This window comes from Corynebacterium sp. c3Ub_189 (genome assembly GCF_039907195.1).
In the GTDB taxonomy this organism is placed as follows: Bacteria; Actinomycetota; Actinomycetes; order Mycobacteriales; family Mycobacteriaceae; genus Corynebacterium.
On sequence record NZ_JASBOF010000006.1, the window covers coordinates 92,235 to 117,645 of the forward strand.

General features: G+C 58.0%; 23 protein-coding genes. 21 read left to right on the forward strand and 2 right to left on the reverse strand.

What is annotated here, in order from left to right; genetic code table 11:
• Positions 1-89: 89 nt before the first annotated feature.
• Together QKD99_RS04635 and QKD99_RS04640 are read right to left on the reverse strand one after the other, a co-directional pair.
• Positions 90-1,106, reverse strand: coding sequence for a DoxX family protein (locus tag QKD99_RS04635; RefSeq protein ID WP_284766185.1), 1,017 nt, complete (start codon positions 1,104-1,106; stop codon positions 90-92).
• Between the two features lie 77 nt (positions 1,107-1,183).
• The gene (locus QKD99_RS04640) at positions 1,184-1,786 is read right to left on the reverse strand and encodes an MBL fold metallo-hydrolase (protein WP_347950839.1); all 603 of its coding nucleotides are present in this window, start codon (positions 1,784-1,786) and stop codon (positions 1,184-1,186) included.
• Positions 1,787-1,851: 65 nt separating this feature from the next.
• Here QKD99_RS04640 and uvrA point away from each other — a divergent pair, with 65 nt between their 5' ends.
• The 21 genes from uvrA to tyrS all read left to right on the forward strand — a co-directional run bounded on the left by uvrA (position 1,852) and on the right by tyrS (position 25,156).
• On the forward strand, positions 1,852-4,692 hold the full coding sequence (gene uvrA / locus QKD99_RS04645; protein ID WP_347950840.1) for an excinuclease ABC subunit UvrA: 2,841 nt from the start codon (positions 1,852-1,854) through the stop codon (positions 4,690-4,692).
• 7 nt (positions 4,693-4,699) lie between these two features.
• Positions 4,700-5,548, forward strand: a complete 849-nt coding sequence (locus QKD99_RS04650; RefSeq protein ID WP_347950841.1) for a hypothetical protein — start codon at positions 4,700-4,702, stop codon at positions 5,546-5,548.
• 270 nt (positions 5,549-5,818) lie between these two features.
• The gene (infC, locus tag QKD99_RS04655; protein ID WP_080970442.1) at positions 5,819-6,340 is read left to right on the forward strand and encodes a translation initiation factor IF-3; all 522 of its coding nucleotides are present in this window, start codon (positions 5,819-5,821) and stop codon (positions 6,338-6,340) included.
• A gap of 36 nt (positions 6,341-6,376) precedes the next feature.
• Positions 6,377-6,571 (forward strand): 50S ribosomal protein L35, encoded by a 195-nt coding sequence (gene rpmI / locus QKD99_RS04660; RefSeq protein ID WP_005323265.1) that lies wholly within the window; start codon positions 6,377-6,379, stop codon positions 6,569-6,571.
• A 55-nt stretch (positions 6,572-6,626) separates the two neighbouring features.
• Positions 6,627-7,010 carry a 50S ribosomal protein L20 gene (rplT, locus tag QKD99_RS04665; RefSeq protein WP_005323264.1) on the forward strand — a complete coding sequence of 128 codons (384 nt, stop codon included), beginning with the start codon at positions 6,627-6,629 and terminating at the stop codon, positions 7,008-7,010.
• 151 nt (positions 7,011-7,161) lie between these two features.
• Positions 7,162-7,614: a TM2 domain-containing protein gene (locus QKD99_RS04670; protein ID WP_347950842.1), complete on the forward strand. Its 453-nt coding sequence runs from the start codon at positions 7,162-7,164 to the stop codon at positions 7,612-7,614.
• A 108-nt stretch (positions 7,615-7,722) separates the two neighbouring features.
• Entirely contained in the window at positions 7,723-8,526 is an 804-nt protein-coding gene (locus tag QKD99_RS04675; RefSeq protein ID WP_239279288.1) for an RNA methyltransferase, read from the forward strand.
• A 103-nt stretch (positions 8,527-8,629) separates the two neighbouring features.
• Positions 8,630-9,676 (forward strand): phenylalanine--tRNA ligase subunit alpha, encoded by a 1,047-nt coding sequence (gene pheS / locus QKD99_RS04680; RefSeq protein WP_005327862.1) that lies wholly within the window; start codon positions 8,630-8,632, stop codon positions 9,674-9,676.
• A gap of 24 nt (positions 9,677-9,700) precedes the next feature.
• Complete coding sequence (gene pheT / locus QKD99_RS04685) at positions 9,701-12,214, forward strand: phenylalanine--tRNA ligase subunit beta (protein ID WP_347950843.1); 2,514 nt, start codon at positions 9,701-9,703, stop codon at positions 12,212-12,214.
• Between the two features lie 147 nt (positions 12,215-12,361).
• A complete protein-coding gene (argC, locus tag QKD99_RS04690; protein ID WP_347950844.1) occupies positions 12,362-13,405 on the forward strand; it encodes an N-acetyl-gamma-glutamyl-phosphate reductase in 1,044 nt (347 codons plus the stop codon).
• A gap of 15 nt (positions 13,406-13,420) precedes the next feature.
• On the forward strand, positions 13,421-14,590 hold the full coding sequence (argJ, locus tag QKD99_RS04695) for a bifunctional glutamate N-acetyltransferase/amino-acid acetyltransferase ArgJ (RefSeq protein WP_347950845.1): 1,170 nt from the start codon (positions 13,421-13,423) through the stop codon (positions 14,588-14,590).
• Positions 14,591-14,603: 13 nt separating this feature from the next.
• Positions 14,604-15,539: an acetylglutamate kinase gene (gene argB, locus QKD99_RS04700; RefSeq protein ID WP_347950846.1), complete on the forward strand. Its 936-nt coding sequence runs from the start codon at positions 14,604-14,606 to the stop codon at positions 15,537-15,539.
• Positions 15,536-16,714 carry an acetylornithine transaminase gene (locus tag QKD99_RS04705; RefSeq protein ID WP_347950847.1) on the forward strand — a complete coding sequence of 393 codons (1,179 nt, stop codon included), beginning with the start codon at positions 15,536-15,538 and terminating at the stop codon, positions 16,712-16,714. The genes argB and QKD99_RS04705 overlap by 4 nt, the downstream gene beginning before the upstream one ends.
• Entirely contained in the window at positions 16,711-17,631 is a 921-nt protein-coding gene (argF, locus tag QKD99_RS04710) for an ornithine carbamoyltransferase (protein WP_284766174.1), read from the forward strand. Before QKD99_RS04705 ends, argF begins: the two co-directional genes overlap by 4 nt.
• A 3-nt stretch (positions 17,632-17,634) precedes the next feature.
• Positions 17,635-18,117, forward strand: coding sequence for an arginine repressor (locus QKD99_RS04715; protein WP_005323257.1), 483 nt, complete (start codon positions 17,635-17,637; stop codon positions 18,115-18,117).
• 81 nt (positions 18,118-18,198) lie between these two features.
• Entirely contained in the window at positions 18,199-19,419 is a 1,221-nt protein-coding gene (locus QKD99_RS04720) for an argininosuccinate synthase (protein ID WP_284767343.1), read from the forward strand.
• 6 nt (positions 19,420-19,425) lie between these two features.
• Positions 19,426-20,856: an argininosuccinate lyase gene (gene argH / locus QKD99_RS04725; RefSeq protein ID WP_284766173.1), complete on the forward strand. Its 1,431-nt coding sequence runs from the start codon at positions 19,426-19,428 to the stop codon at positions 20,854-20,856.
• Between the two features lie 219 nt (positions 20,857-21,075).
• Positions 21,076-22,593, forward strand: coding sequence for an amino acid permease (locus QKD99_RS04730; protein WP_284767341.1), 1,518 nt, complete (start codon positions 21,076-21,078; stop codon positions 22,591-22,593).
• A 12-nt stretch (positions 22,594-22,605) separates the two neighbouring features.
• Positions 22,606-23,643: an ornithine cyclodeaminase gene (locus QKD99_RS04735; RefSeq protein ID WP_005323253.1), complete on the forward strand. Its 1,038-nt coding sequence runs from the start codon at positions 22,606-22,608 to the stop codon at positions 23,641-23,643.
• A gap of 56 nt (positions 23,644-23,699) precedes the next feature.
• Complete coding sequence (locus QKD99_RS04740) at positions 23,700-23,873, forward strand: Trm112 family protein (RefSeq protein ID WP_005323252.1); 174 nt, start codon at positions 23,700-23,702, stop codon at positions 23,871-23,873.
• A gap of 23 nt (positions 23,874-23,896) precedes the next feature.
• Positions 23,897-25,156, forward strand: coding sequence for a tyrosine--tRNA ligase (tyrS, locus tag QKD99_RS04745; protein WP_284767340.1), 1,260 nt, complete (start codon positions 23,897-23,899; stop codon positions 25,154-25,156).
• The last annotated feature ends 255 nt before the right edge of the window (positions 25,157-25,411 follow it).

Sequence of the window (25,411 nt, forward strand, 5' to 3'; positions counted from 1 at the left end):
TTTAGACCCTGCTGTGACAAAGAACAACGGCCCAGCATAAGGCTGGGCCGTTGAGTCATCGCCGAGATACTCGGCCAAGGAAGATGTGGCTACTTAGAGCGCTTTTCCAGCTTCTTGATAGCTGCCTCAATCTTCTTATTTGCCTCCTGCTGCAGCTTGTCAGCGTGCTTGGAGGCCTTCTTGTTTGCGCGCTTGGACTTGGCGCCATCCAGCTTGGCGACGGCCTTGTCGGCACGTGCCTGAGCCTTGGTAGCTGCCTTCACAGCACGGGTACGGGCGATCTCGCGATTAGCCTGTGCGGTCTCGAGCCAGTCACCCTTATTGTCTTCAACGTACGTCTTGGCGTTGTCGACCGAGTCCTCGATGAAGGACTTGGCGTTGCCCAGCAAGCCGCGGCCAGACTCCTGCCAATCGTCCTTGTTGTCCTCTACGTAGGTCTTGGCATCGTCAACATAGGACTTTGCAGTATCCAGCAGACCGCGGCCGGTGGACTGCCAGTCATCCTTGTTGTCGTCTACATAAGCCTGTGCCTTGGCAGAGGTCTCATTGATCCAGTCGCCGGCCTTGGAAGACAGCTCGTTAGCACGGGCAGAGAGCTCTTCGCGCTTCTGCTCGGACTCAGACTTGGTAGGCAGTGCCTGCTGAATCTTCTTATTCGTGCGCTTGCCGGCCTTCTGTGCGCGCCAACGCAGGGAAGGCTTGCCCTCGGTGTCCTGGGTAGCGATAAACAGGGCGCCGAGCAAAGCGGTATTGGTAACGAATCCGTTGCGGCGGGATTCCTTGTCTTCCTTATTGTCCGCAGCCCAGAAGTTGTTCTTGCCAATCAAGTTGGGCAGGGTAGCGGCGGCCAGTACCGCAGCGGAAGTGCGCGGTGCCTTGCCCAGAGCCAAGGTGGAGCCGGCGCCTACCTTAGCGCCGCCAATGGCGCGGGTAACTAGTTCTGGGTCATTGGGGATGTAGCCCTGGTACTCAGAAGGAACGGCCTTGCGCACGGTCTTGAGGAAACCCTCGGTTTCCTTGACATGCTCGGACGCGTTGCGCAGGTTGTCTACGCCTTCCCATACAAATACGGATGCCAGCATGGGGCGGGCAAGCTTGCGAATCATAGTCCTTAAAGCTCCTTAGCTCGTTGTTCTAGACCTATCGTGTGCTAGACCATTGTACGCGGAAATTCGCCGTTGGATCACCAGCGGCGTTCCCACCAGTCACCAAGCTTGGGGCGCTCCTCGCCCAAGGTCGTGGACTTGCCGTGTCCCGGGCGCACGATCGTATTGTCGGGGAACTCATCAAAGATGCGCGCGGTGACGTCCTTATATAGGCGTACGAAGTCGCCCTCAGAGGTGGTCTTGCCCAAGCCGCCGGGGAAGAGGGAATCGCCTACGAAGAGGTTGGTGACGCCATCGATGCTTGCAACCAGAGCCGCCCCGCCGGGGGTATGGCCGCGCAAGATGATGACGGGCAGCTGAAGACCCGCGAACTCGATGGAATCGCCCTCGCGCAGCTCCACGTCTACCTTGGCCGGGATGGCGGGGGAATCAAGGAAGGAGGCGTAGTGAGTGGCACCCGTTTCGGACAAAATCTCCTCGAGTGCGCGCACGTGGTCCCAGTGGCGGTGGGTAGTAAGCACCGCGGTGGTTTTCACGCCGGCTTTGCGGGCTATGTCGAGGATTGCGGGGGCGTCATCGGCGGCGTCGACAAGCAAGCCCTCTTCGCCCACCTGGAGGAGGTAGCAGTTGTTGTCCATTTCAGACACGGAAATCTGATGTAGCTGAAGCTCGTTAGTCATGTGTCCTAGCCTACGGGTACATTCGAGGGAAGATTGCAATCCCTAGTACTGGAGGTCTGAGCACAGTGGCTGATCGTTTGGTGGTGCGCGGTGCCCGCGAGCACAACCTCAAGGGCGTGGATATCGATATCCCCCGCGATAAAATGGTTGTTTTTACCGGCCTATCCGGCTCCGGTAAATCTTCACTGGCCTTTGACACCATCTTCGCTGAAGGCCAGCGCCGCTACGTGGAATCCTTGAGCTCTTATGCCCGCATGTTCTTAGGGCAGATGGATAAGCCCAACGTGGAATTTATTGATGGCCTGTCACCCGCGGTGTCCATTGATCAAAAATCCACCAACCATAATCCACGTTCTACGGTGGGCACGATCACGGAGATCTACGACTACCTGCGCTTGCTCTTTTCCCGTGCTGGTACGCCGCACTGCCCAAAGTGCGATGCGGTGATTGAGCGCCAAACGCCGCAGCAGATTGTGGATGCGGTGCTGGATCTGGAAGAAAAGCTGAAATTCCAGGTGCTTGCACCGGTAGTGCGTAAGCGCAAAGGCGAGTTTGTGGATCTTTTCCAAGACCTGTCGGCTCAGGGTTATTCCCGCGTGCGAGTGGATGGAGAGACCCATCAGCTCAGCGATCCTCCCAAGCTCAAGAAGCAGATCAAGCACAATATTGAGGTAGTGGTTGACCGCCTGCAGGTCAAAGCCTCGCAGAAGCAACGCTTAACGGATTCGGTGGAAACGGCTCTGCGCCTAGCGGATGGCCTAGTCACCATCGAGTTTGTGGATAGGGAAGAGCTCACCCACACGTACTCGGAGAAGGCCGCCTGCCCTAATGGCCACACGTTGACCATTGAAGAGTATGAACCCCGTGCCTTTTCCTTCAATGCCCCGTTTGGTTCTTGCCCGGTGTGTGATGGTTTGGGTACCAAGCTGGAAGTCGATGTTGACCTGCTTATCCCGGATCCGGATGCGCCGGCGGTTGATGCGATTCAGCCGTGGCACTCCTCTCCCAACTCCCGCTACTTTGTCAAGCTAGTGGAGGGTCTGGGTAAGGCAATGGGCTTTGACCCTAAGACCCCAGTGAGTGAATTGACCAAGGAACAGCGCCATGCACTCGTCTATGGCACGGATGAGGAGGTGCAGGTTCGGTACAAGAACCGCTACGGGCGGCAGCGCAATTGGACCGCGCCGTTTGAGGGTGCGACCGGTTTCATTCACCGCAAGTTGGAAACGACCGATTCGCAGTCCCAAAAGGATCGCCTGCTGCAATACACCCGCCGCGTGCCGTGCAGCACCTGTAAGGGCACGCGCTTGAAGCCGGAGATCTTGGCCGTCCGCCTGGCTTCTACTACTCACGGTGAGCAGTCCATTGCGGGTCTATGTGCGCTTTCGATTGAAGACGCCTCCGAATTCTTGGACTCCTTGGTGCTGGGGCACCGCGAGGAAATCATTGCCGGTGCGGTACTCAAGGAAACCCAGGCCCGGCTGCGCTTCCTTCTGGACGTCGGCCTGAATTACCTGACCCTGGATCGCGGCGCGTCCACGCTTTCGGGCGGCGAGGCACAGCGTATTCGCCTAGCCACGCAGATTGGTTCCGGTTTGGCCGGCGTTCTGTACGTGCTCGATGAGCCTTCCATTGGTTTGCACCAACGCGATAACCAGCGCCTTATTAAGACCCTGCAGCGTTTGCGCGATATTGGCAATACCCTCATTGTGGTCGAGCATGATGAAGACACCATTCGGGAGTCTGATTGGCTTGTCGATGTGGGCCCGCGTGCCGGTGAATACGGTGGCGAGGTGGTCTACCAAGGCGAACCGGCGGGAATTGAAAAGGTAGAGCAATCACTTACTGGCCAGTATCTATCTGGCAAAAAGGTGCTCGCCGTCCCGGATCATCGCCGCGAAATCGACAAGGACCGCACCCTGAAAGTCGTGGGGGCACGCGAGAATAACCTCAAGGGCATAAACGTCGAAATCCCGCTGGGAGTGCTGGCGTGCATTACCGGCGTTTCCGGCTCGGGTAAATCCACCGTGGTCAATGAGATTTTGGCCAAGACCTTGGCCAATAAGCTCAACCGTGCCCGCCAGGTCCCCGGCCGTGCCAAGCGAGTCGAGGGCGTGGAGCACCTTGATAAGCTGGTCCAGGTAGACCAGAGCCCGATTGGGCGTACCCCGCGTTCCAACCCGGCTACCTATACGGGCGTCTTTGACAAGATCCGTAACCTTTTTGCCGAAACCCAGGAGGCCAAGGTTCGCGGCTACAAGGCCGGCCGCTTCTCCTTCAACGTCAAGGGTGGACGCTGCGAGGCATGTCAAGGCGATGGCACCATCAAGATCGAAATGAACTTCCTGCCGGACGTGTATGTCCCATGTGAGGTGTGTGAGGGCGCTCGCTATAACCGCGAGACCCTGGAAGTGCACTACAAGGGAAAGAACATCGCCGAGGTTCTTGACATGCCAATTTCTGAGGCAGCGGACTTCTTCGAGCCCATCAACTCGATTCACCGCTACCTTGCCACGCTTGTCGACGTCGGCTTGGGCTACGTTCGCCTCGGCCAAGCCGCTACCACGCTGTCTGGCGGTGAGGCGCAACGCGTTAAGCTCGCCTCGGAGCTGCAAAAGCGCACCAACGGCAGGACCATCTACATCTTGGACGAGCCGACTACTGGTCTGCACTTTGAGGACATCCGCAAGCTGATGTTGGTTATCCAAGGCCTCGTAGACAAGGGAAATTCGGTGCTCGTCATCGAGCACAACCTCGATGTCATCAAGGCTGCGGACTGGATTGTAGATATGGGGCCGGAAGGAGGAGCCGGCGGCGGCACCGTAGTCGCGCAGGGCACCCCGGAAGATGTTGCGCAGGTGGAAGGCTCCTATACCGGAAGGTACCTAAAGGACATGTTGAAGTAGGGACACTGTGAATAGATGCCGCCTCGGCGTTAGCCTGCTGGCAGCGCTCACCCTGTTTACGGTGAGCGCCTGCTCCGGCGATCCTGAAACTGAGAACGTCCCAGCGCCGTCGACTAGCTCTCCGGCACCTGACCCGGACTCAGTGCGCACTCAGCTTGACCGTGCAGTAGACAATTCCGCAAGGAAGTACCACGCCAAGGTGGGGGTCGCTATTTCGGCCGGCGATGACACCATTGCGGTGGGCGATAAGGGCAAGGGCCCTGTCTGGTCCACCATTAAGGTGCCAATCGCCATCGCGGCGCTGAAAGACGGCGCGGATAAAAGCCTGGTTGACTTGGCAATCAAGGAATCCGATAACGATGCCGCCTACTCCTTGTGGTCCCAGGTGCAATGGCGCGAAGGCTCCGCCGATAAGGCAGTCGAGGAATTGCTCGAAGACTATGGATCGCACGCGGATATCCATGACACCGCCTTCGGCTACTCCACGTGGTCATTGAAAGACCAAGCAGTCTTCGGTGCTGAATTGCCCTGCATTGAGGAGGCGGACTACGTCCACAAGGTGCTCAAAGACATTGTGGCTTGGCAGAAGATTGGCCTGTCGAAAGAGAAGCGAACCCGCGCCAAGAGCGGCTGGGGCTTGGATGAGGACGACAATGAGTACACCTACCGCCAATTTGGCGTCCACGAGGTGGCCGGCAAGCGCATCGGCGTCGCGTTATCTGTGGTTACCGATGGCGAGGACTATCCCAAAGCCGAACCTGCAGTAAAGGACCTTGCACATCAGCTGGTCGACATTGTTGATGCTGAGGTAGAGAAGGGAAACATTGAGCCAGCAGCCCAATGCAAGGATCGCTAGGCGAGTTGCGATTTGGTGGAAAGGGTAGAAACTGCTATCCTCAAAGCCACTACCGCCCATGACGCCTTTTCAAGGTTCGTGGGTCACAAGCGGAGTCTCTCCCACCCGATGCCGCGAACATGTTTCGTAGGATAAAGGTAAAGGTAACCAAGCACTTGTGCTTGGCACTGTGAGAACTCCCGGCTGTCTTTGGCAGACCGGGTTTGATTCGTTTGTGGTCCCGGTAGGTGAACTACTTACTCATACACCCCCTAATCGAGGAGAACCACAATCAGCGCTGAAGCTCGCATCAATGAGCGTATCCGAGTACCCGAGGTCCGTTTGGTAGGCCCCGGTGGTGAACAGGTGGGCATCGTCCGTACCGATGATGCTCGCAAGCTTGCGTACGAGGCTGACCTTGACTTGGTTGAGGTAGCCCCGAAGGCAAAGCCCCCAGTGGCCAAGATCATGGACTACGGCAAGTTCAAGTACGAGCAGGCTCAGAAGGCTCGCGAAGCCCGTAAGAACCAGCAGCAGACCGTGGTTAAGGAACAGAAGTTCCGCCCGAAGATCGATGATCACGATTATGAGACCAAGAAGGGTAACGTAGTTCGCTTCCTCGAGAAGGGATCCAAGGTCAAGGTGACCATCATGTTCCGTGGTCGTGAGCAATCGCGTCCGGAGCTGGGTTTCCGCCTCTTGGAGCGTTTGGCTGATGACGTCGCTGAAGTTGGCGTTGTTGAGTCCCGCCCCAAGCAGGATGGTCGCAATATGACCATGGTTTTGGGTCCGGTTCGCAAGGGCAAGAAGTAGACCAGATTCCACGTAGGATTTAAGGACTTAATACTCATGAAGCAGAAGACCCACAAGGGCACCGCAAAGCGTATCAAGGTGACCGGTTCCGGCAAGCTGCGCCGTGAGCAGGCTGGCCGCCGCCACCTGCTGGAGGGCAAGCCGTCCAAGCGTACCCGTCGCCTGAAGGGCACCGAGGCAGTCGCACAGCCTGACACCAAGCGCGTCAAGCGCCTGCTCGGCCGCGCATAATAGCGCCGAATCAACCCACATCCGCCATCACAATCTGAATTAAGGAAGTATCACTGTGGCACGAGTAAAGCGCTCAGTTAACGCAAAGAAGAAGCGTCGCGCGATTCTGAAGTCCGCTAAGGGCTACCGCGGCCAGCGTTCCCGCCTGTACCGTAAGGCGAAGGAGCAGTGGCTGCACTCCATGACTTACGCTTACCGCGATCGTCGCGCTCGTAAGTCTGAGTTCCGTAAGCTGTGGATCCAGCGCATCAACGCTGCTGCCCGCATGAACGACATCACTTACAACCGTCTCATCCACGGCCTGCGCCTGGCTGAGATCGAGGTTGACCGTAAGATCCTCGCTGAGCTTGCTGTCAATGACTTCGAGGCATTCTCCGCACTGTGCGAGGCTGCTAAGGCTGCCCTGCCTGAGGACGTTAACGCTCCTAAGGCTGCCTAATTACTAGGAATACAACGCCCGTTTCTCCGGCTTATGTGCCGGGCGAAGCGGGCTTTGTTCGTTTTGCATCTATCTGTCCAGTGATCTCGGACTCGCATGTTACATTGAGTCCAGACCCCGAGTGACCCCGAGACCGAGGAGCAGATTTCCTGTGACAAACCCGAATGGCGGCTACCAGCCAGAAAACGGCGAGTATTCTGGCCAGTCCTATGACAACAACCAGGGCCAGCAGTACAACCCCTATAACCAGCAGGCCGGTTACCAGCCGCAATACAACCAAGGCTATGCACCACAACCGAATATGGGTTCCTATCCGGTGCAGCAGCAGTATGTGGCGCAGGGACAGCAAAAGTCTTGGATCGCTACTTTGCTTCTGTGCTTCTTCTTGGGCTCCTTTGGCGCGCATAACTTCTATACCGGCCGCACGACCTTCGGCGTAGCGCAGCTGGTGCTTAATATCCTGGGCTGGGCTACTTTCTGGTTTTTGCTCGGATTCGCGTTTTGGGCCATCGTCGGAATCTGGGTCTTCATTGAGTTCATCATGAGCATTGCCGGCGCCGGTGATTACGATAAGGACGCCCGCGGCGTGCCACTAGCTAAGTAGCACCGAACATTGTGATCCTGTTGCCCTACCGGCAACAGGATTTTTTGTTTTGCCTACGCAGCTGGGGCTGAGTCTGGGGCGAGGCAACTAGTAGGTAGGGTAGGAGCCATGAATTTGGATTTTGACTCTGCCTTTACTGAACGCACTCCGCGCATTGTTAACGCAGCCAAGCTGCACCGCGCGGCTAACCGGAAAAAGGCGAAGCAATTCCTGATTGAGGGAGAAAACGCCGTAGATGCCGCAGTGTCTACTGGCGCTGCTGTCGATGTTTTCGTCACTGAAAAGGCAGCAGAGCGCTTCGGTGACATTATTACCGCGTGTGGATACATGGGGGTCTACGTACATCCCATCACCGATAGGGCGGCTAAGCATTTATCTGATACCGCCACCACCACGGGGCTTTTCGCGCTATGCAAGCCAGTGCTGTGGTCCGCGGGTAAAATCCTTAACGGCAAGCCAAGTTTGGTTTCTGTTCCCGTGCTCACCTCGGAGCCGGGCAACGCAGGCACGTTGATTAGAACTTCCGACGCCATGGGCGCGGATGGAGTAATTTTTGCGGGCGAGACGGTCGATCCGCTCAGCTGCAAGGTAGCGCGCGCTTCAGCCGGTTCGCTCTTTCATGTCCCGGTAGCGCGGGATCCCAATATCAAAGACGTTTTGGGGCAGCTGCGTAAATCGGGCATGCAGATTGTGGCGACGGCCGCCGATGGGGAAGTAGACCTCGCAGAGGCAGATCTATCACAGCCAACGGCGTGGCTTTTTGGCAACGAGGCCCATGGGTTGGGGGAGCTACTGGAAGAAGCCGACATGCGGGTGCGTATTCCGCTACGCGGGCGCGCAGAGTCACTCAACCTAGCGACCGCCGCAAGTATCTGTCTCTATGAGTCAGCAAAGGCCCAAGAGCACAGTTAAGCAGAACCCCGAATGAAAAGGGGGTCCCTGGGGCGGTTGGACTAGCCGGGACAGAGTAAGATTGCACGCGTTAGTTTTCGCGCGAGAAGAAGGTACGAAGTACGTGTCCGATACACCGCAGATCGAATTGACCGAAGAGGCTCTCGGGGCCGCGGCCGATAAGGCTATCGCAGCCTTCGACGCAGCCGAAACGCTCGATGAGCTTGCTGCAGCCCGCCGCGAGCACCTAGGAGATGGCGGCTATATTCCGCAGGCGCGCCAGTCTTTGGGGCAGTTGCCCAAGGATCAGCGCAAGAGCGCTGGCAAGGCTGTCAACATGGCCCGCGGGAAGATGGAAAAGCGCTTTGCCCAGGTTAAGGACGTCTTGGAGCAGAAGGCTCGCGAAGAGCAATTGCGAGCAGAGACTGTAGATGTCACGATCCCTACCACCCGCACTCAGACTGGTGCCCTTCACCCGATTACCGCATTGTCGGAACGCATTGCGGATATTTTCGTCGGCATGGGCTGGGAAATCGCGGATGGCCCCGAGGTTGAGGCGGAGTACTTTAACTTCGACGCCCTGAACTTTAAGCCCGATCACCCAGCACGTACCCTGCAGGATACGTTCCACGTCTCCGGCGAGGGCTCTAAGCAGGTGCTACGCACGCACACCTCTCCGGTACAGGTGCGCACGATGCTGGAGCGCGATGTGCCGCTGTATATCGCTTGCCCAGGTCGCGTATTCCGCACCGATGAACTGGATGCCACCCATACCCCGGTTTTCCACCAGGTAGAGGGTTTGGCCGTGGATAAGGGCCTGACCATGGCTCACCTGCGCGGCACCCTTGAGCACTTGGCCAAGGTGCTGTTCGGCCCGGAGACCACGACGCGCATGCGCGTGAATTACTTCCCGTTCACTGAGCCCTCTGCCGAGGTTGATGTGTGGTTCCCTAATAAGAAGGGCGGGGCCGGCTGGATCGAGTGGGGCGGCTGCGGCATGGTGAATCCCAATGTGCTGCGCGCCGTAGGCGTTGACCCAGAGGAATACACGGGCTTTGCCTTCGGTATGGGCCTCGAGCGCACGCTGCAGTTCCGCAATGGCTTGACCGATATGCGCGACATGGTCGAAGGCGATGTCCGCTTCACCCTGCCGTTTGGCGTGCAGGCTTAAAACCCAGAAAGGATAGACACACTAATGCTTATTTCCCAAGACTGGGTCACCCGCATCCTGGGCGCTAAGAATCCTGGTTGGAATGTTTCCGCTGCCGATATGGACTCCGGATTCGTGCGCGTCGGTTTTGAAACCGAAGGTTATGCTGCCGTTCCGGAGAGCACCGGTCCGCTGGTCATCGGCCAGGTGGTAGAGATCGAGGAACTTACTCAGTTCAAAAAGCCCATCCGCTACTGCCAAGTCAACGTGGGCCAGGCTAATGGTACGGGCGAGCTGCAGGGAATCATTTGCGGTGCCCGCAACTTCCGCCTGAATGACTATGTCGTCGTAGCTCTTCCTGGATCGGAACTGCCAGGTGGCTTCAAAATTGCGGCTCGCGAGACCTACGACCACATCTCCAATGGCATGCTATGCTCCGGCGCTGAGCTCGGTCTAGGTGCACAAGCGAACGGCATCATCGTCTTGGGCGATGACGTCGCCGATAAGGTGGGCGAGGACGCTCGCCCGATTATTGGGCTGCACGATACCGACTTTGACGTCAACATCACCCCGGATCGCGGCTACGCCCTGTCCGCGCGCGGTTTGAGTCGTGAGATTGCCTCGGCTTTCGATCTGGAATTTGCCGATATTGCCGAGGAGCCGTCGGTTGCTGGCATTGATACCTCTGCTGTTCCGGAGGCGCAGGGCTCGCTTATCGACGTCACTCTAGACCCCGCGACCAAGGCGCAGCGTTTCGGCCTGCGCAAGGTCTCTGGCATCGACCCGCAGGCGCGCACCCCGTTCTGGCTGGAGCGCGAGCTCATGCTCTGCGGCCAGCGCAGCGTGAACCTGCCCACGGACATTACTAACTATGTGATGTTGCTTTTGGGTGCCCCGATGCATGCATTTGACGCCAACGTTATCCAAGGAAGTCTCGTTGTCCGTAATGCGGACGAAGGCGAGAAGTTTGAGACCTTGGATCACGTAAAGCGTGAGCTTTCTGCAGAAGATGTGGTCATCTGCGATGACAACGGCATCCAGTCGCTGGCCGGTGTCATGGGCGGTACCACCTCCGAAATCTCCGCGGAGACCACTGATGTGGTCTTCGAATCCGCTATCTGGGATCCGATCACCGTGGCGCGCACCTCCCGCCGCCATAAGTTGTCGTCCGAGTCCTCCCGCCGCTTCGAGCGCGGCGTGGACCCTGCGATTGTCGAGGTCGCTCTAGACACCGCATGTGCGCTCTTGCAGCAGCTGGCGGGCGGCACCATTGAGGAAGGCCGGACGCTAATCGGGGACGTCGCCAAGCGCGAGCCCATTGCCCTGCGCACCGCAAAGGCCAGCGAGTATGCCGGCGTTGACTACCCCCGTGAGACCGTGATTTCCCGCCTTGAGGAAGTCGGCTGCACTGTCGCCGATGAGGGCGACATGCTGCAGGTAACGCCTGCATCGTGGCGCACCGATATCTCTATGGATGTTGACCTCATTGAGGAAGTCCTACGTCTTGAGGGCTTGGAGGACATTCCTACCGTCCTACCTACTCCGGCCGGCGGTCGCGGTCTCACCCCAGCGCAGAAGCGTCGCCGCGCTATTGGTCACGGCTTGGCCTATGCCGGTTATGCAGAGGTATTGCCGGCCCCGTTCGTGGCGAACGACACCTTTGATGTGTGGGGCCTGGACAAGGATGATCCTCGCCGCCGCACTGTAGAGGTGCAGAATCCGCTTGAGGCAGATAAGGCCATCTTGTCCACGACTCTGCTCCCGAACATGCTGGAGGCCATCGGGCGCAATGTTGCTCGCGGCCGCAGCGACCTTGCTCTGTACGGGCTGCAGCAGGTGGCGTTTAAGCGCGCTGAGGCATCGCCCATGCCTTCCGTAGAGCAACGACCTTCTGAGCAGGTTGTTTGCGAACTTCTGGATACTCTTCCTGAGCAACCGCTGCACGTTGCAACGGTGGCCACCGGCAATATTGAGCATGAGGGACCGTGGGGCGAGGGTCGCGCATATAGCTATGCCGACGCTATCGAATCCGCCCGCCAGGTCGCCCGCGCCGCCGGTGTGGATATCGAGCTGGAGGCAGCGCAGGCTCTTCCCTGGCATCCGGGCCGTTGTGCTGCCGTGAAGGTGGCTGGCACTGACATCGTTCTGGGCCATGCCGGTGAGCTTCACCCGCAGGTTTTGGAGGCGCTGAACTTGCCGGCGCGTACCTGCGCTATGGAACTGGACGTTACCGCTATGCCATTGGAAGAGAAGTTCCCGGCGCCGGTATTGTCCTCCTTCCCAGCGTTGCACCAGGACATTGCGCTCGTGGTGGATGAAGACGTCCCAGCCGAGCGCGTCCGCGCCACGGTGGAAGAGGGAGCGGGAGAGCTCATCGAGTCCGTTGAGCTCTTCGACATTTTCCGTGGCGAGCAATTGGGCGAGGGCAAGAAGTCCCTGGCCTTCCAGCTGCTGTTCCGTGCAGCGGATCGCACGTTGACCGATGAGGAAGTCAATGAGCACCGCACGGCGGCAGCGGAGCTGGCTAAGCAGCGCTTGGGCGCAGAGATGCGCGCATAGCTAGGCCCTAGGAAGGGGCGGTGAGATTTAGCTCACCGCCCCTTTTTTTCATACATTTTTCATTATTGGAGATGCAATAACCAGGGTATTTCCACTTTTTGTGTGAATAACATACGGCCGAGTGTATTTATTGCTATAGTCTCGCTTATGACGATTTCAGTAGCAATAGCAGGCGCCACCGGATACGCGGGAAGCGAGATCCTTCGCTTGTTGCTATCTCACCCGGCCTATCTTTGTGGGCGCCTGCGCATTGGTGCACTCACAGCGCATTCCACCGCTGGGAAGACGGTAGGTGAGCTCATGCCGCACTTGCCTCAGTTGGCGGGTCGCGTTATTGAAGAGACGACCGTTGAAAATCTCCGTGGGCATGATGTTGTCTTTTTCGGCCTACCGCACGGGTACTCTGCTGACATCGCCCAACAACTAGGCCAGCAGACCACCGTGATCGATTGTGCCGCCGATTTTCGCCTTCGTAGCAAGTCCGACTGGGATGCTTTCTACGGCGGCGACTATGCCGGAAGCTGGCCCTATGGAATTCCGGAGGTGCCCGGCAATAGAGAAGCGCTGCGGCGTGCTCACCGAATAGCAGTACCGGGATGTTTTCCTACGGCGGTCACGCTTGGGGTTCTGCCGGCCGTGGCGCACAAGCTCGTTGAGCCGAACCTTTCGGTCATTGCTATCACCGGAGTCTCTGGTGCCGGGAAGAAAGCTTCTGTAGCGCAGCTTGGCGCGGAGACCATGGGAAACCTCAAAGCATATAAGCCTGGCGGGACGCACCGACACACCCCAGAGATCCTGCAAAACCTGCAGCCTTTTGCCAAGGAGAAGCTCTCCGTTAGCTTTACACCGGTTCTCGCGCCCTTGCCCCGTGGGATTTTGGCGACGACTACGGCGGGGCTTAAAGGGGGCGTCGGCAAGCGTGACGTGGAGACAGCATTCCGTGACTTTTATGCCCAAGAGCCCTTTTGCCACGTCCTTGCCACCGGGCAGCAACCCGAAACCCAGAACGTCGTGGGCACCAACATGGTCCATATCCAAGCTCACGTGGACGAACGCGCCCAACGGCTCGTTGTCACATCAGCGCTAGACAACCTGTGCAAGGGAACGGCTGGCGCCGCGTTGCAATGCATGAACCTGGCACTTGACTGGGATGAAACCTCGGGCCTGCCGCAAGCGGCCGTAGCCCCATAACACTAGGAGAATACAATGAGTACAGCTGGGATCACCGGCCCCGCCGGCTTTAGCGCCGGCGCAACTACAGCGGGGATTAAGCCCTCCGGCACGCCCGATATGGCTTTGGTGGTCAATAACGGACCTCGCTTCGACGCGGCGGCAGTCTTTACCCGTAACCGCGTGGTGGCCTCGCCGGTGAAACTCTCCCACAAGGCGATCAGCGATGGTCAATTGGCTGCGGTCATCTTCAATTCTGGAAACGCCAATGCGTGCAATGGTGCGCAGGGCGACAAGGACGCCGCTGCGCTGGTAGCCGAGGTCGCTCACTCCCTGCGCCTTCCCGAGGGAGACATTGCCGCCTGTTCGACGGGACTTATCGGTGAGCCCATGCCAATGCACAAGGTGTTGGCTGGTGCGGCCGACGTAGTGAAGGGCCTTGGCACGAGTGCGGAACACGCACACGCGGCAGCCGCAGCCATTATGACCACCGATACCGTGACCAAAGAAGCCACCTATACTACGGACGGCTGGTCGGTAGGGGCCATGGGCAAGGGAGTAGGCATGATGGCTCCTTCTCTCGCAACGATGCTGGTATGCCTTACTACCGACGCCGCCGCGAGTGCTCCCGCACTCCACAGCGCCCTAGACAAGGCCGCGGCCAAGACTTTTAACACCCTCGACGTAGATGGGTCTACCTCCACCAATGACACGGTAATCCTCATGGCCTCTGGGGCATCGGGGATTGCACCCAGCCAAGAAGACCTTGACGCGGCGGTGCTCGCGGTGTGCGCGGACATTGCGGACCAATTGCAAGCGGATGCGGAAGGCGTGACTAAGCGCGTCACAATCACGGTAGAGGGCACGGCCACGGATGATCAGGCCCTCAATGCCGCGCGCACCTTGGGCCGCGACAACCTATTTAAGTGCGCCATGTTTGGTTCCGATCCTAATTGGGGACGTGTCCTCGCCGCTGTGGGAATGGCAGACGCAGAAATGGATCCGGACAACATCTCCGTTTATTTCAATGACCAGCCGGTCTGTTTAGCATCAACGGGCACGCCGGGGGCACGCGAGGTGGACCTGAGCGGCGCCGATATTGATGTTCGCGTGGATCTGGGCACGGGAGGCGCGGGGTCGGCATTCGTGCGCACGACGGATCTCTCCCATGCCTACGTGGAAATCAATTCGGCGTATAGCTCCTAGGGAGGAGATGAGAATGATTAACGGACTTAGGGACCACGAGCGGGCCACTGTCTTGGCAGATGCACTGCCGTGGCTCCAGCACTATCGGGACACCATAGTGGTGGTGAAATATGGCGGAAATGCCATGGTGGATGAGGAGCTCAAGGCGGCCTTTGCGGCGGATATGGTCTTTTTGCGCACCGTCGGTGTCCATCCCGTGGTGGTCCACGGTGGCGGGCCACAGATCAACTCTATGCTGCAGAAGCTCGGCATTGAAGGGGAGTTTCGAGGCGGCTTCCGCGTGACCCCGCCGGAAGTCATGGACGTCGTGCGCATGGTGCTGTTTGGGCAGGTGGGCCGCGGATTGGTCAACCTCATCAATTCCCATGGTCCTTATGCAGTGGGGACCTCAGGAGAAGATGCAGGACTATTTCGGGCTACGAAACGGCTGGTGGAGATCGATGGACAACCTACCGATATTGGCATGGTCGGCGACATCGTAGAGGTCAACCCTGCAGCCGTCATGGATATTATCCAGGCCGGACGCATCCCTGTGGTCTCGACCATTGCACCGGGAGAGGATGGCGCTATTTATAACATCAACGCCGATAGTGCGGCTGGCGCCTTGGCCAGCGCGATTGGGGCTGAGCGATTAATCATCCTTACCAACGTAGAAGGGCTATATACGGACTGGCCGAACCGTGAGTCCTTGGTATCAAAGATTGAATGTGGCCGGCTATCCCATCTATTGCCGCACTTGGACTCCGGCATGATTCCCAAAATGGAGTCCTGCCTTAAGGCGGTAAAAGCTGGGGTATCGGCCGCCCACGTTATTGATGGCCGGATTGGTCACTCGGTGCTTTTAGAACTATTTACCCCTGGCGGCGTCGGAACCATGGTGCTGCCAGATGACTATGACAAACACGACTACCCCGAAGGGACCATCTTCAGGAAGGACGATGCAGCATGAACAAGCCACCGAGCTTGACCACACGGTGGTCGGAGACGATTGTAGATACCTACGGCACGCCACCGATAGGCTTCGTCTCCGGCCAAGGAGCAACGCTGACTGATGAGGAGGGGAAGAGCTATATCGACCTTCTCGCTGGGATTGCTGTCAATTCTTTGGGCTATGGCAATGAGCAGGTGGCGCAGGCGGTTTCGCACCAGGCCCGCACCTTGGCGCATACCTCGAACCTCTTTGCCACGCAGCCGGTGCTCGACGCCGGGGAGAAGTTGATTAGGCGGGTAGGGGATAGCGGTGCCCGCGTCTTCTTCTGCAACTCTGGCGCCGAAGCGAACGAGGCCGCATTTAAGCTTGCCCGCTTGACTGGCAGGCGCCGAATCCTCGCGGCAGAACACGGCTTCCATGGCCGCACCATGGGTGCGCTTGCCCTGACCGGCCAGCCCGATAAGCAGCGCGCCTTCCACCCACTACCGGGCGGGGTCGAATTCTACCCGTTCGGGGACGCGAACTACCTGCGTCAGGTGGTAGAGCAAGATCCCACCGATACTGCGGCTATCATCCTTGAGCCCATTCAGGGAGAGACCGGCGTCATTCCGGCCCCTGCGGGATTCATGCAGAAGGTAAGCGAGCTGTGCGATGAATACGGCATTTTGCTCATGGTGGATGAAGTGCAGACGGGCGTGGGCCGTACGGGTACCTTTTTCGCCCACGAGGTAGAAGGCGTTCAACCGGATGTCATCACTATGGCAAAGGGTTTGGGCGCCGGAGTACCCATCGGTGCGACCATTGCCCGAGGTCGCGCCAAGGATTTGTTTAAACCTGGCTCCCATGGCACCACCTTTGGCGGAAACCCCGTGGCCTGTGCTGCAGCAAACGTAGTACTTGACACCGTGGATGCGGACTTTCTTGCGGAAGTTACCCGTAAGGGTGACTATCTGCGGCAAGAGATTGAAAAACTGCCGCTTGTAGAACGCGTACGCGGCCGCGGTCTGATGCTCGGCATTGTATTAGCAAAACCGGTGGCTAAGCAGGTCGTGCGCGATGGGCTTGCACAGGGGCTCATCCTCAACGCGCCCAGTGAGAATGTACTCCGCGTCACCCCACCCTTGGTTATTTCCCACGATGAACTAGACACAGCACTGACAACACTCCGGACGATAGTAGAGGAACTGGCATGAGCCTGCGACACTTTCTGGCTGACGACGATCTCAGCCCACAAGAACAAGCAACCGTTTTGGATCTAGCTGAAAGGCTCAAGAAGGATCCCTTTGCAGAGCGCCCACTAGAGGGGCCTAAGACCGTGGCGGTGCTCTTTGATAAAACGTCTACGCGGACCCGTTTTTCCTTTGAAACCGCAGTAGCGAATATGGGCGGCAAGGGCATTACCGTCGATACTTCTACGACTCAGATGGGCAAAGGGGAGTCCTACCAAGACACGGCCGCGGTGCTTTCGCGGTACGTGGAGGCAATCGTGTGGCGCACCTTTGACCATGACAATCTCCTCCAGATGGCGGAGACTGCTACCGTTCCTCTGGTGAATGCGCTTTCTGACGACCTGCATCCCTGCCAGATTTTGGCTGACCTGCTGACCTGTCGCGAGAATTTGGGTGACCTTGAAGGTAAAAAGGCCGTCTACCTGGGCGATGGTGATAATAATATGGCTAACTCCTACATGATTGGTTTCGCCACGGCCGGCATGGACGTCTCTATTATCGCGCCCGAAGGATTCCAGCCGCGGCAGGAATTCGTCGACCGCGCGCGCAAGCGGGGCAACATCACCATTACTGATGACGTCGATGAAGTTGAAGGCGCAGACGTAGTCATCACAGATACTTGGATCTCTATGGGGCAGGAAAACGATGGCCGCGATAGGCGTACGCCGTTTCTGCCATATCAGGTTGATTCGACCATAATGAGCAAGGCGCATAAGGATGCAATATTCTTACATTGTTTGCCGGCGTACCGTGGAAATGAGGTCACGGCTGAGGTAATTGATGGACCACAGTCGCGCGTCTTTGATGAAGCGGAAAACCGCCTGCATGCGCAGAAAGCGCTTCTTGTCTGGTTGCTCGAAATAAATAAGGAGACCAACTAAGTAATGAACACCCCGACCACCCGCAATGCTCGGCAGGCCAAGATCTTGGAGATTTTAGATCGCAATCGCGTCACCAGCCAGGTGCAACTATCCGAGCTTCTTCTCGCAGACGGCATCGACATCACGCAAGCCACTTTGTCCCGTGACTTGGATGAGTTGGGAGCGAAGAAGGTAAAGCGCGATGGTGGCCGTTCCTACTACGTGGTCGGCGGTGAGCTGGAGCAATTTGAAGACCAGGTGGGCGGTCCCCGTGAAAAGCTGCGCCGCATGCTCGATGAGCTCGTGGTTTCCCATGATTCTTCCGGCAATATAGCCATGCTGCGCACCCCAGCCGGTGCGGCCCAGTACCTTGCCAGCTTTATTGACAGGGTGGGCCTACACGATGTCATTGGTTGCATCGCCGGCGATGACACCATCTTCGTCTTGGCGCGCGAGGGCGTCACGGGAGCAGATCTGGCAGTGACACTTACCACGCGGAATATTTAGACGGCGGTGGTGGCAATCCAGACCACCATCGTATATTATGTACTTAGATGAATTGTTTCCAATAGAACAAGGAGATTAACCATGTCCGCACGCGTAGTCTTGGCTTACTCTGGTGGCCTTGATACTTCCGTTGCCATCCCATACCTGGCAAAAATGACCGGTGGTGACGTAGTCGCCGTTTCCCTGGACTTGGGCCAGGGCGGCGAAGATATGGAATCGGTTCGCCAGCGTGCACTTGACTGCGGTGCCGTAGAGTCCATCGTTATCGACGCCAAGGATGAGTTTGCGGAGGAATACTGCGTTCCCACCATCAAGGCAAACGGCATGTACATGAAGCAGTACCCGCTGGTATCGGCTATTTCTCGCCCCCTCATTACCAAGCACTTGGTGAAAGCAGCCCAGGAATTCGGCGGAACCCACGTCTCCCACGGTTGCACCGGCAAGGGTAATGATCAGGTACGCTTCGAGGTTTCCTTCCGCGCCCAGGATCCTTCCCTCGAAATCATCGCCCCTGCACGCGATTATGCCTGGACCCGCGATAAGGCCATTGCCTTCGCGGAAGAGATTAACCTGCCGATTGAGCAGTCCGCTTCCTCGCCATTTTCCATCGATCAGAACCTGTGGGGCCGCGCGGTAGAGACCGGTTTTCTTGAGGATCTGTGGAACCCGCCAACAAAGGATCTCTACGCCTATACCGAGGACCCGGGCCTGGGTAATGCCCCGGATGAAATCATCATCTCCTTTGAGAAGGGCATCCCGGCGGCGGTCGATGGCCAGAAGATGTCCCCGCTGCAGATTATTGAAGAGGTCAACCGCCGCGCTGGTGCGCAGGGTATTGGCCGTCTGGATATGGTGGAGGACCGCTTGGTAGGCATTAAGTCCCGTGAGGTCTATGAGGCTCCAGGCGCTATGGTCCTCATCCAGGCCCACGAGGCGCTGGAGGATGTCACCGTGGAGCGCGAGTTGGCTCGCTACAAGCGCTTGACCGATGCCCGCTGGTCCGAGGAGGTCTATGACGGTCTCTGGCACTCGCCGCTGAAGCGTTCTCTGGATGCCTTCGTTGAGGAGTCCCAGGAAAACGTCACCGGTGATATTCGCCTGAGCATGCATGCCGGTACCGCCACAGTCACCGGCCGCCGTTCCGGCCAGTCGCTGTACTCCTTTGACTTGGCTACTTATGACACTGGCGATACCTTCGATCAGACCGCTGCTAAGGGCTTTGTGCAGCTACACGGCCTGTCCACCCAGATCTCCAACCAGCGCGACCGCGACGGCGGTTTCCCTACGAGCGCGCAGAAGTAGGAGCACATGGAACCGCATAAGACTAATGAGGGTGCCCTATGGGGCGGCCGCTTCTCGGGTGGTCCATCTGAGGCGATGTTTGCCCTCTCTGTATCTACTCACTTTGACTGGGTGCTGGCACCATATGACGTACTAGCCTCCAAGGCGCATGCCAAGGTGCTGCACAAAGCTGGCTTGCTTTCCGACGTCGACTTGGACACGATGCTCTCCGGTCTCACCGAGCTAGGGGAGAAAGTGGCCTCCGGTGAGTTCCGCCCAGCGCCCACGGACGAGGACGTCCACGGTGCGATGGAGCGCGGGCTCATCGAGATTGTGGGTCCAGAGGTAGGCGGTCGCCTGCGCGCCGGCCGTTCCCGTAATGACCAGGTCGCGACGCTGTTTCGCATGTGGGTGCGCGATGCCATTCGCGATACCGCGGCTCAGGTGAGCGACTTGGTGGATGCCTTGGCTGATCAGGCAGCAGCACATCCGGACGCCATTATGCCGGGCAAAACTCACTCGCAGGCGGCACAGCCAGTTCTTTTGGCGCATGAGCTACTGGGCCATGCGCAGCCACTTCTGCGCGATATTGAGCGTCTGCAGGACCTGGATAAGCGCTTGGCTGTATCGCCCTACGGTTCCGGCGCTCTAGCCGGCTCCTCTTTGCAGCTAGATCCGGAAGCCATTGCGGAAGAGCTCGGCTTTGATGCCGCCGCTGAGAACTCCTTGGATGGTACTGCGGCTCGTGACTTCGCCTCTGAAACGGCATTTGTCTTGGCGCAGATTGCCGTCGACATGTCCCGACTTTCGGAAGAGATTATCTACTGGTGCACGCCCGAATACGGCTACGTCACGCTCGATGATGCATGGTCGACCGGCTCGTCCATCATGCCGCAAAAGAAAAATCCGGACGTGCCAGAGCTTACCCGCGGCAAGACCGGCCGCCTTATTGGTAACCTCACCGGTCTCCTGTCCACGCTAAAGGCACAGCCGCTGGCCTATAACCGCGACCTGCAGGAAGATAAGGAGCCCATCGTTGATTCGGTGGCGCAGCTTAACCTGCTGCTGCCGGCAATGACGGGGCTGGTGTCCACGCTGACTTTCCACGAGGACCGCATGCGCGAACTTGCCCCGCGCGGGTTCACGCTGGCTACCGACTTGGCCGAATGGATGGTCCGCCAAGGCGTTCCTTTCCGTGAGGCGCACGAAGCGTCCGGCGCCTGCGTGCGCATCGCTGAGGAGCGGGGAGTTGACCTGGTGGAGCTCACCGATGAGGAATTGGCGGACGTCGACAAGCGGCTGAAGCCTAGCGTCCGTGAAGTACTCACTATCGACGGGGCAGTGGCCTCTCGTGCCACCAAGGGCGGCACCGCTGGTGTCCGTGTGGCTGAGCAGCGCGAGACTGTCCGTGAGCGTGCCGCGGCTGCTCGCGCGTGGGCACAGAAGCCGCTGCGCTAATTCTCAGTGCGCTTTAAAAACCGCATCGTCTTTGGCCATGCGGTTCTTTTTTGTCTCGCTGCGGGGGTGGGAGATTGACCCCCATTCCCAACCCTTCAACTGCGTTGTTGAACACAATGGGGGTACCGGTGACATGGGTAACAGTGTGGTGCGTTAGTATTCTTGCAGGGAATGTGACCTAACAGACTCGTTCACCGTAATGAAAGGACGATCTCTCCTATGACAGTAAATTCTCCCCCGTCCCCAGATGGGCCACACGAGAATGAAAAGGCGGTCTACGCCTCGGAAGACCACGGCCTGCAAAAGGGAATGGGCAATCGCCAGTTACAGATGATCGCCATCGGTTCCGCAATCGGTACTGGCCTTCTCCTGGGCACCGGCAGCCGCCTGCAAGACGCGGGCCCCTTCCTCGCCGTGCTGTACCTCGTATGTGGCTTCTTTGGCTACATCATCTTGCGTTCACTTGGCGAGCTCATCGTCTATCGCCCCAGCTCCGGCTCATTCGTGTCTTATGCTCGCGAGTTTTATGGCGAGAAGACCGCTTTCGTCACCGGCTGGTTGTACTGGGGAAACTGGGCCATGACCCTTGTGGCGGATGGCACAGCCGTCGCCATCTACATAAAGTGGTTTAGTCAGTACACGTCGTGGCTCGACTCCGTCCCGCAGTGGACACTTGCGCTCGTGGTCATCTGCGGCATCCTCCTGTTCAATATGCTCTCGGTGAAGATCTTCGGCGAGCTGGAGTACTGGTTCTCCTTGATTAAGATCGTCGCGCTGCTCATCTTCATGTTTGTGGCCATCGGCGTCCTCATCTTTGGCCACCCGAGTGGCGATCCGACCGGCTTTAGCCTCATTTCTGATACCGGCGGCTGGCTGCCTAATGGCTTGATGCCTGCCGTGATCGTCATCCAAGGCGTCGTCTTCGCCTATGCCGGCATTGAGCTTGTCGGCACCACCTCCGGCGAGACCAAGAACGTAGAAAAGCACATTCCGCGTGCAGTCAACAACGTGCTGCTGCGCATCCTGATTTTCTACTTCGGTTCCGTGCTGCTGCTTACGCTCGTGCTGCCGTACACCAATTACGTCGCTGACGTATCGCCATTTGTGACCTTCTTTGAGTCCCTCGGTGTAGGTGCGGCGGCCCCGATTTTCCAGCTTGTCGTTATCACCGCTGCGATTTCCTCGCTCAACGCCGGCCTGTATTCCACCGGCCGCATTATGTACAACATGTCCACTTCCGGCTCCGGCCCGAAGTTTGGCGCTCGAATGTCCAAGTCTGGCGTGCCCTACGGAGGCATCGTCATGGCGGCCATGGTGGGCTTGGTAGGCGTTTTCCTCAACTATGTGGTGCCGGAGATGGCGTTTGAAATCGTGCTCAACCTGGCAGCCTTGGGTACATTGGCGTCCTGGGCGGCAGTTGCGCTCTCGCACCTCAAATTTGTGCGCCTGGCTAAGAGTGGAAGCTACACCCGACCGGGATACCGCTCGCCGTTTGGCGAAGGCGGAGACTGGGCAGTGCTCATCTTCATTGGCCTAGTCATTATCTTGATGGCCTTTGATTATCCAATCGGTACTTTTGCACTTGCGTCGACCCTGCTCCTCGTTCCGGTCTTTATGGCAATGTGGTACGCATGGCGCGACCGCATTCGCGCCATCGCGGAAGAGAAGAAGGCCAAGCACCTGCCAACCTCCAGCTTCCCGGCCGCACCGCAAACAGACCTTCACCCAAAGAAATAGAAAGGAACTTTTATGAACCACGCAGTTAAGTTCGTAGATGTAGAGAATATGGCGCGCTGGATTCAGCGCGAAGGCGTAGAAAACATCATTACCGGAATGGTGGACTACCTCGAGGCCGACTACCGCGAGTGGGAGCGCTTCGACAAGATTCCGCGCGTTGCCTCCCACACCCCGTTCGGCGTTATCGAGCTCATGCCTACCTCCAATGGCAAGGAGTACTCCTTCAAGTACGTCAACGGTCACCCCTCCAACCCGGCTCGCGGTTTCCAGACCGTCACTGCCTTTGGCGTGCTTGCCGACGTCGACAATGGTTACCCCACCTTCGAAGCCGAGATGACGCTGCTTACTGCCCTGCGTACCGCCGCGACGTCCGCCATGGTGGCAAAGCACTTGGCGCGCAAGGATTCCAAGCGCATGGCCATGGTTGGAGCCGGCTCCCAGTCCGAGTTCCAGGCACTTGGCTTCCGCGGCGTTATGGGAATTGAGGACATCACCATCTATGACATCGACCCTGAGGCGGTAGAAAAGTTCAAGCGCAACTTGGAGCCACTGGGCTTTAATATCACTGCTTGCTCCAGCGTCGACGAGGCGGTTTTGGGTGCAGACATCATCACCACCTGTACCGCAGACAAGGCTCAAAACCAGATTCTGGCTGAGCGCCACGTCGCTCCAGGCGTCCACCTCAATGCCGTTGGCGGTGACTGCCCGGGCAAGACCGAGCTGGAGAGCTCCATCCTGGACAAGTCCAAGGTCTTCGTAGAGTTCCCAGAGCAGACCCGTATCGAAGGTGAAATCCAGCAGAAGCCGGAGGACTTCCCGGTTGTCGAGTTCTACCAGGTGCTCACTGGCCAGGCCACCGGCCGCGATGACGATGAGCAGATCACCCTCTTCGACGATGTCGGATTCGCCATCAACGACTTCTCCGCCCTGCGTTACCTGCGCGATTCCGTCAAGGGCACCGATTTGGAGTCCGAGATTGACATCATCGCCAACCCCGATGATCCCAAGGATCTCTTCTCCCTGGTTGCAAACGTTCCGTCCCTGCTCTAAGGCCAAAGTGGGGTAGGGGGATCCAACTTCTTCCTCTACCCGCTAAGATAAGACGCATGAGTCTTGACCCGAAGTTGCTAGAGGTCCTTGTCTGCCCGCAAGACAAGGGCCCTTTGACATATCTGGAAGATAAACAGGTTCTCGTCAACGAGCGGCTGGGCATTGCCTATCCCATTGAGGATGACATCCCAGTGATGCTTGTAGACCACGCCCAGAAATGGCCAGCTTAACCTCGACTCTCAGAAAGACTCCCATGAATATCATCGATGAACTGCAATGGCGTGGACTGATTAACCAGTCCACCGATCTTGAGGCCCTGCGCGAGGCATGCGAGAACCCCATCGCACTGTACTGCGGCTTCGACCCCACGGGTGACTCCCTCCATGCAGGCCACTTGGTTCCACTCATCATGCTGCGCCGCTTCCAAAACGCCGGCCACCACCCAATCGCACTGGCGGGTGGCGCAACTGGCTTCATCGGCGATCCGCGCGACGTCGGCGAGCGTTCGATGCTGAGTGAGGAAGACCTGGCCCATAACCTCGAAGCCATCAAGGGGCAGCTGCGTCGGTTCATCGATTTCGACGGCGAGCAGGCTGCCACCATGGTCAACAACGCCGATTGGACCATGAACATGTCCGTCATCGACTTTTTGCGTGACGTAGGAAAGAACTTCTCCCTAAACACGATGCTGGATCGCGATACCGTAAAGCGGCGCCTCGAGGGCGACGGCATTTCTTACACCGAGTTTTCCTACATGCTCTTGCAGTCCAATGACTTTGTGCAGCTCCGGCGCGAGCGCGATTGCGTATTGCAGATCGGCGGCGGCGATCAGTGGGGCAACATCGTCTCTGGCGTAGACCTTAACCGTCGTATCGATGGCACCAAGGTACATGGTCTTACGGTGCCGCTGGTTACCGACGCCTCCGGACAGAAGTTCGGCAAGTCTACTGGCGGCGGAAAGCTTTGGCTCGATCCGGAAAAGACTTCCGCATACTCCTGGTACCAGTACTTCCTCAATGCCGGTGATTCTGTAGTCATTGACTACCTGCGCTGGTTTACCTTCCTGACGCAGGAGGAAATTGCGGAATACGAGCGCGCGGTGGAAGAGGAGCCTTATAAGCGTGCGGCTCAGCGTCGCTTGGCTCAAGAGATGACCGATCTGGTTCACGGCGAACAGGCAACCAAGGCTGTCGAGCTTGCTGCTCAAGCACTATTCGGTAAGGCGGAACTTTCCGAGCTTGATGAAAAGACCCTTGCCGGTGCGCTTTCGGAAACCACTGTCGCGGAAATTGCCGCCGGCGAACCGCGCACCATTGTTGACCTACTGGTGGCCAGCGGTTTGGCCGATTCCAAGGGTGCTGCTCGCCGCACCATCAAGGAAGGCGGCGCCTACGTCAATAACCAGCGCATCGAATCGGCAGAGTGGGAGCCGTCTACCGACGACCTCCTGCATGGCAGCTGGCTCGTTCTGCGCCGAGGCAAGAAGAACTTCGCTGGCGCTAAGTTGAGCTAAGCAGCAATAGATGACGCCCATTCCACTCGTTGGAAGGGCGTCATTTTTCATTTTTGCATTCTGTCCTGCGGGTTTGTGTTGTGTGGTTGTGGTGGGCTACATTAATCCAAGTCGCCGCGAGGTAGCCGGGAGGTTACTTCTTTGCGAATTTTGTACGGGCTTGGTTCGATGATTTGACAGGGTTCAATGATTTGAGTAAGTTTGTACGAGCCGCCAACGAGAGGTTAACGGGAAGTTAATTTTTTGTGGCGTGCG

Bases quoted from the DNA above. Each gene is read 5' to 3' on its own strand.
- QKD99_RS04675 (WP_239279288.1), top strand. From the start codon at position 7,723: ATGAATTTGGATTTTGACTCTGCCTTTACTGAACGCACTCCGCGCATT.
- argF (WP_284766174.1), top strand. From the start codon at position 16,711: ATGAGCCTGCGACACTTTCTGGCTGACGACGATCTCAGCCCACAAGAA.
- QKD99_RS04735 (WP_005323253.1), top strand. From the start codon at position 22,606: ATGAACCACGCAGTTAAGTTCGTAGATGTAGAGAATATGGCGCGCTGG.
- QKD99_RS04720 (WP_284767343.1), top strand. From the start codon at position 18,199: ATGTCCGCACGCGTAGTCTTGGCTTACTCTGGTGGCCTTGATACTTCC.
- pheT (WP_347950843.1), top strand. From the start codon at position 9,701: ATGCTTATTTCCCAAGACTGGGTCACCCGCATCCTGGGCGCTAAGAAT.
- tyrS (WP_284767340.1), top strand. From the start codon at position 23,897: ATGAATATCATCGATGAACTGCAATGGCGTGGACTGATTAACCAGTCC.
- argH (WP_284766173.1), top strand. From the start codon at position 19,426: ATGGAACCGCATAAGACTAATGAGGGTGCCCTATGGGGCGGCCGCTTC.
- argJ (WP_347950845.1), top strand. From the start codon at position 13,421: ATGAGTACAGCTGGGATCACCGGCCCCGCCGGCTTTAGCGCCGGCGCA.
- QKD99_RS04705 (WP_347950847.1), top strand. From the start codon at position 15,536: ATGAACAAGCCACCGAGCTTGACCACACGGTGGTCGGAGACGATTGTA.
- argB (WP_347950846.1), top strand. From the start codon at position 14,604: ATGATTAACGGACTTAGGGACCACGAGCGGGCCACTGTCTTGGCAGAT.
- QKD99_RS04730 (WP_284767341.1), top strand. From the start codon at position 21,076: ATGACAGTAAATTCTCCCCCGTCCCCAGATGGGCCACACGAGAATGAA.
- QKD99_RS04635 (WP_284766185.1), bottom strand. From the start codon at position 1,106: ATGATTCGCAAGCTTGCCCGCCCCATGCTGGCATCCGTATTTGTATGG.
- QKD99_RS04640 (WP_347950839.1), bottom strand. From the start codon at position 1,786: ATGACTAACGAGCTTCAGCTACATCAGATTTCCGTGTCTGAAATGGAC.
- rpmI (WP_005323265.1), top strand. From the start codon at position 6,377: ATGAAGCAGAAGACCCACAAGGGCACCGCAAAGCGTATCAAGGTGACC.
- QKD99_RS04715 (WP_005323257.1), top strand. From the start codon at position 17,635: ATGAACACCCCGACCACCCGCAATGCTCGGCAGGCCAAGATCTTGGAG.
- argC (WP_347950844.1), top strand. From the start codon at position 12,362: ATGACGATTTCAGTAGCAATAGCAGGCGCCACCGGATACGCGGGAAGC.
- QKD99_RS04740 (WP_005323252.1), top strand. From the start codon at position 23,700: ATGAGTCTTGACCCGAAGTTGCTAGAGGTCCTTGTCTGCCCGCAAGAC.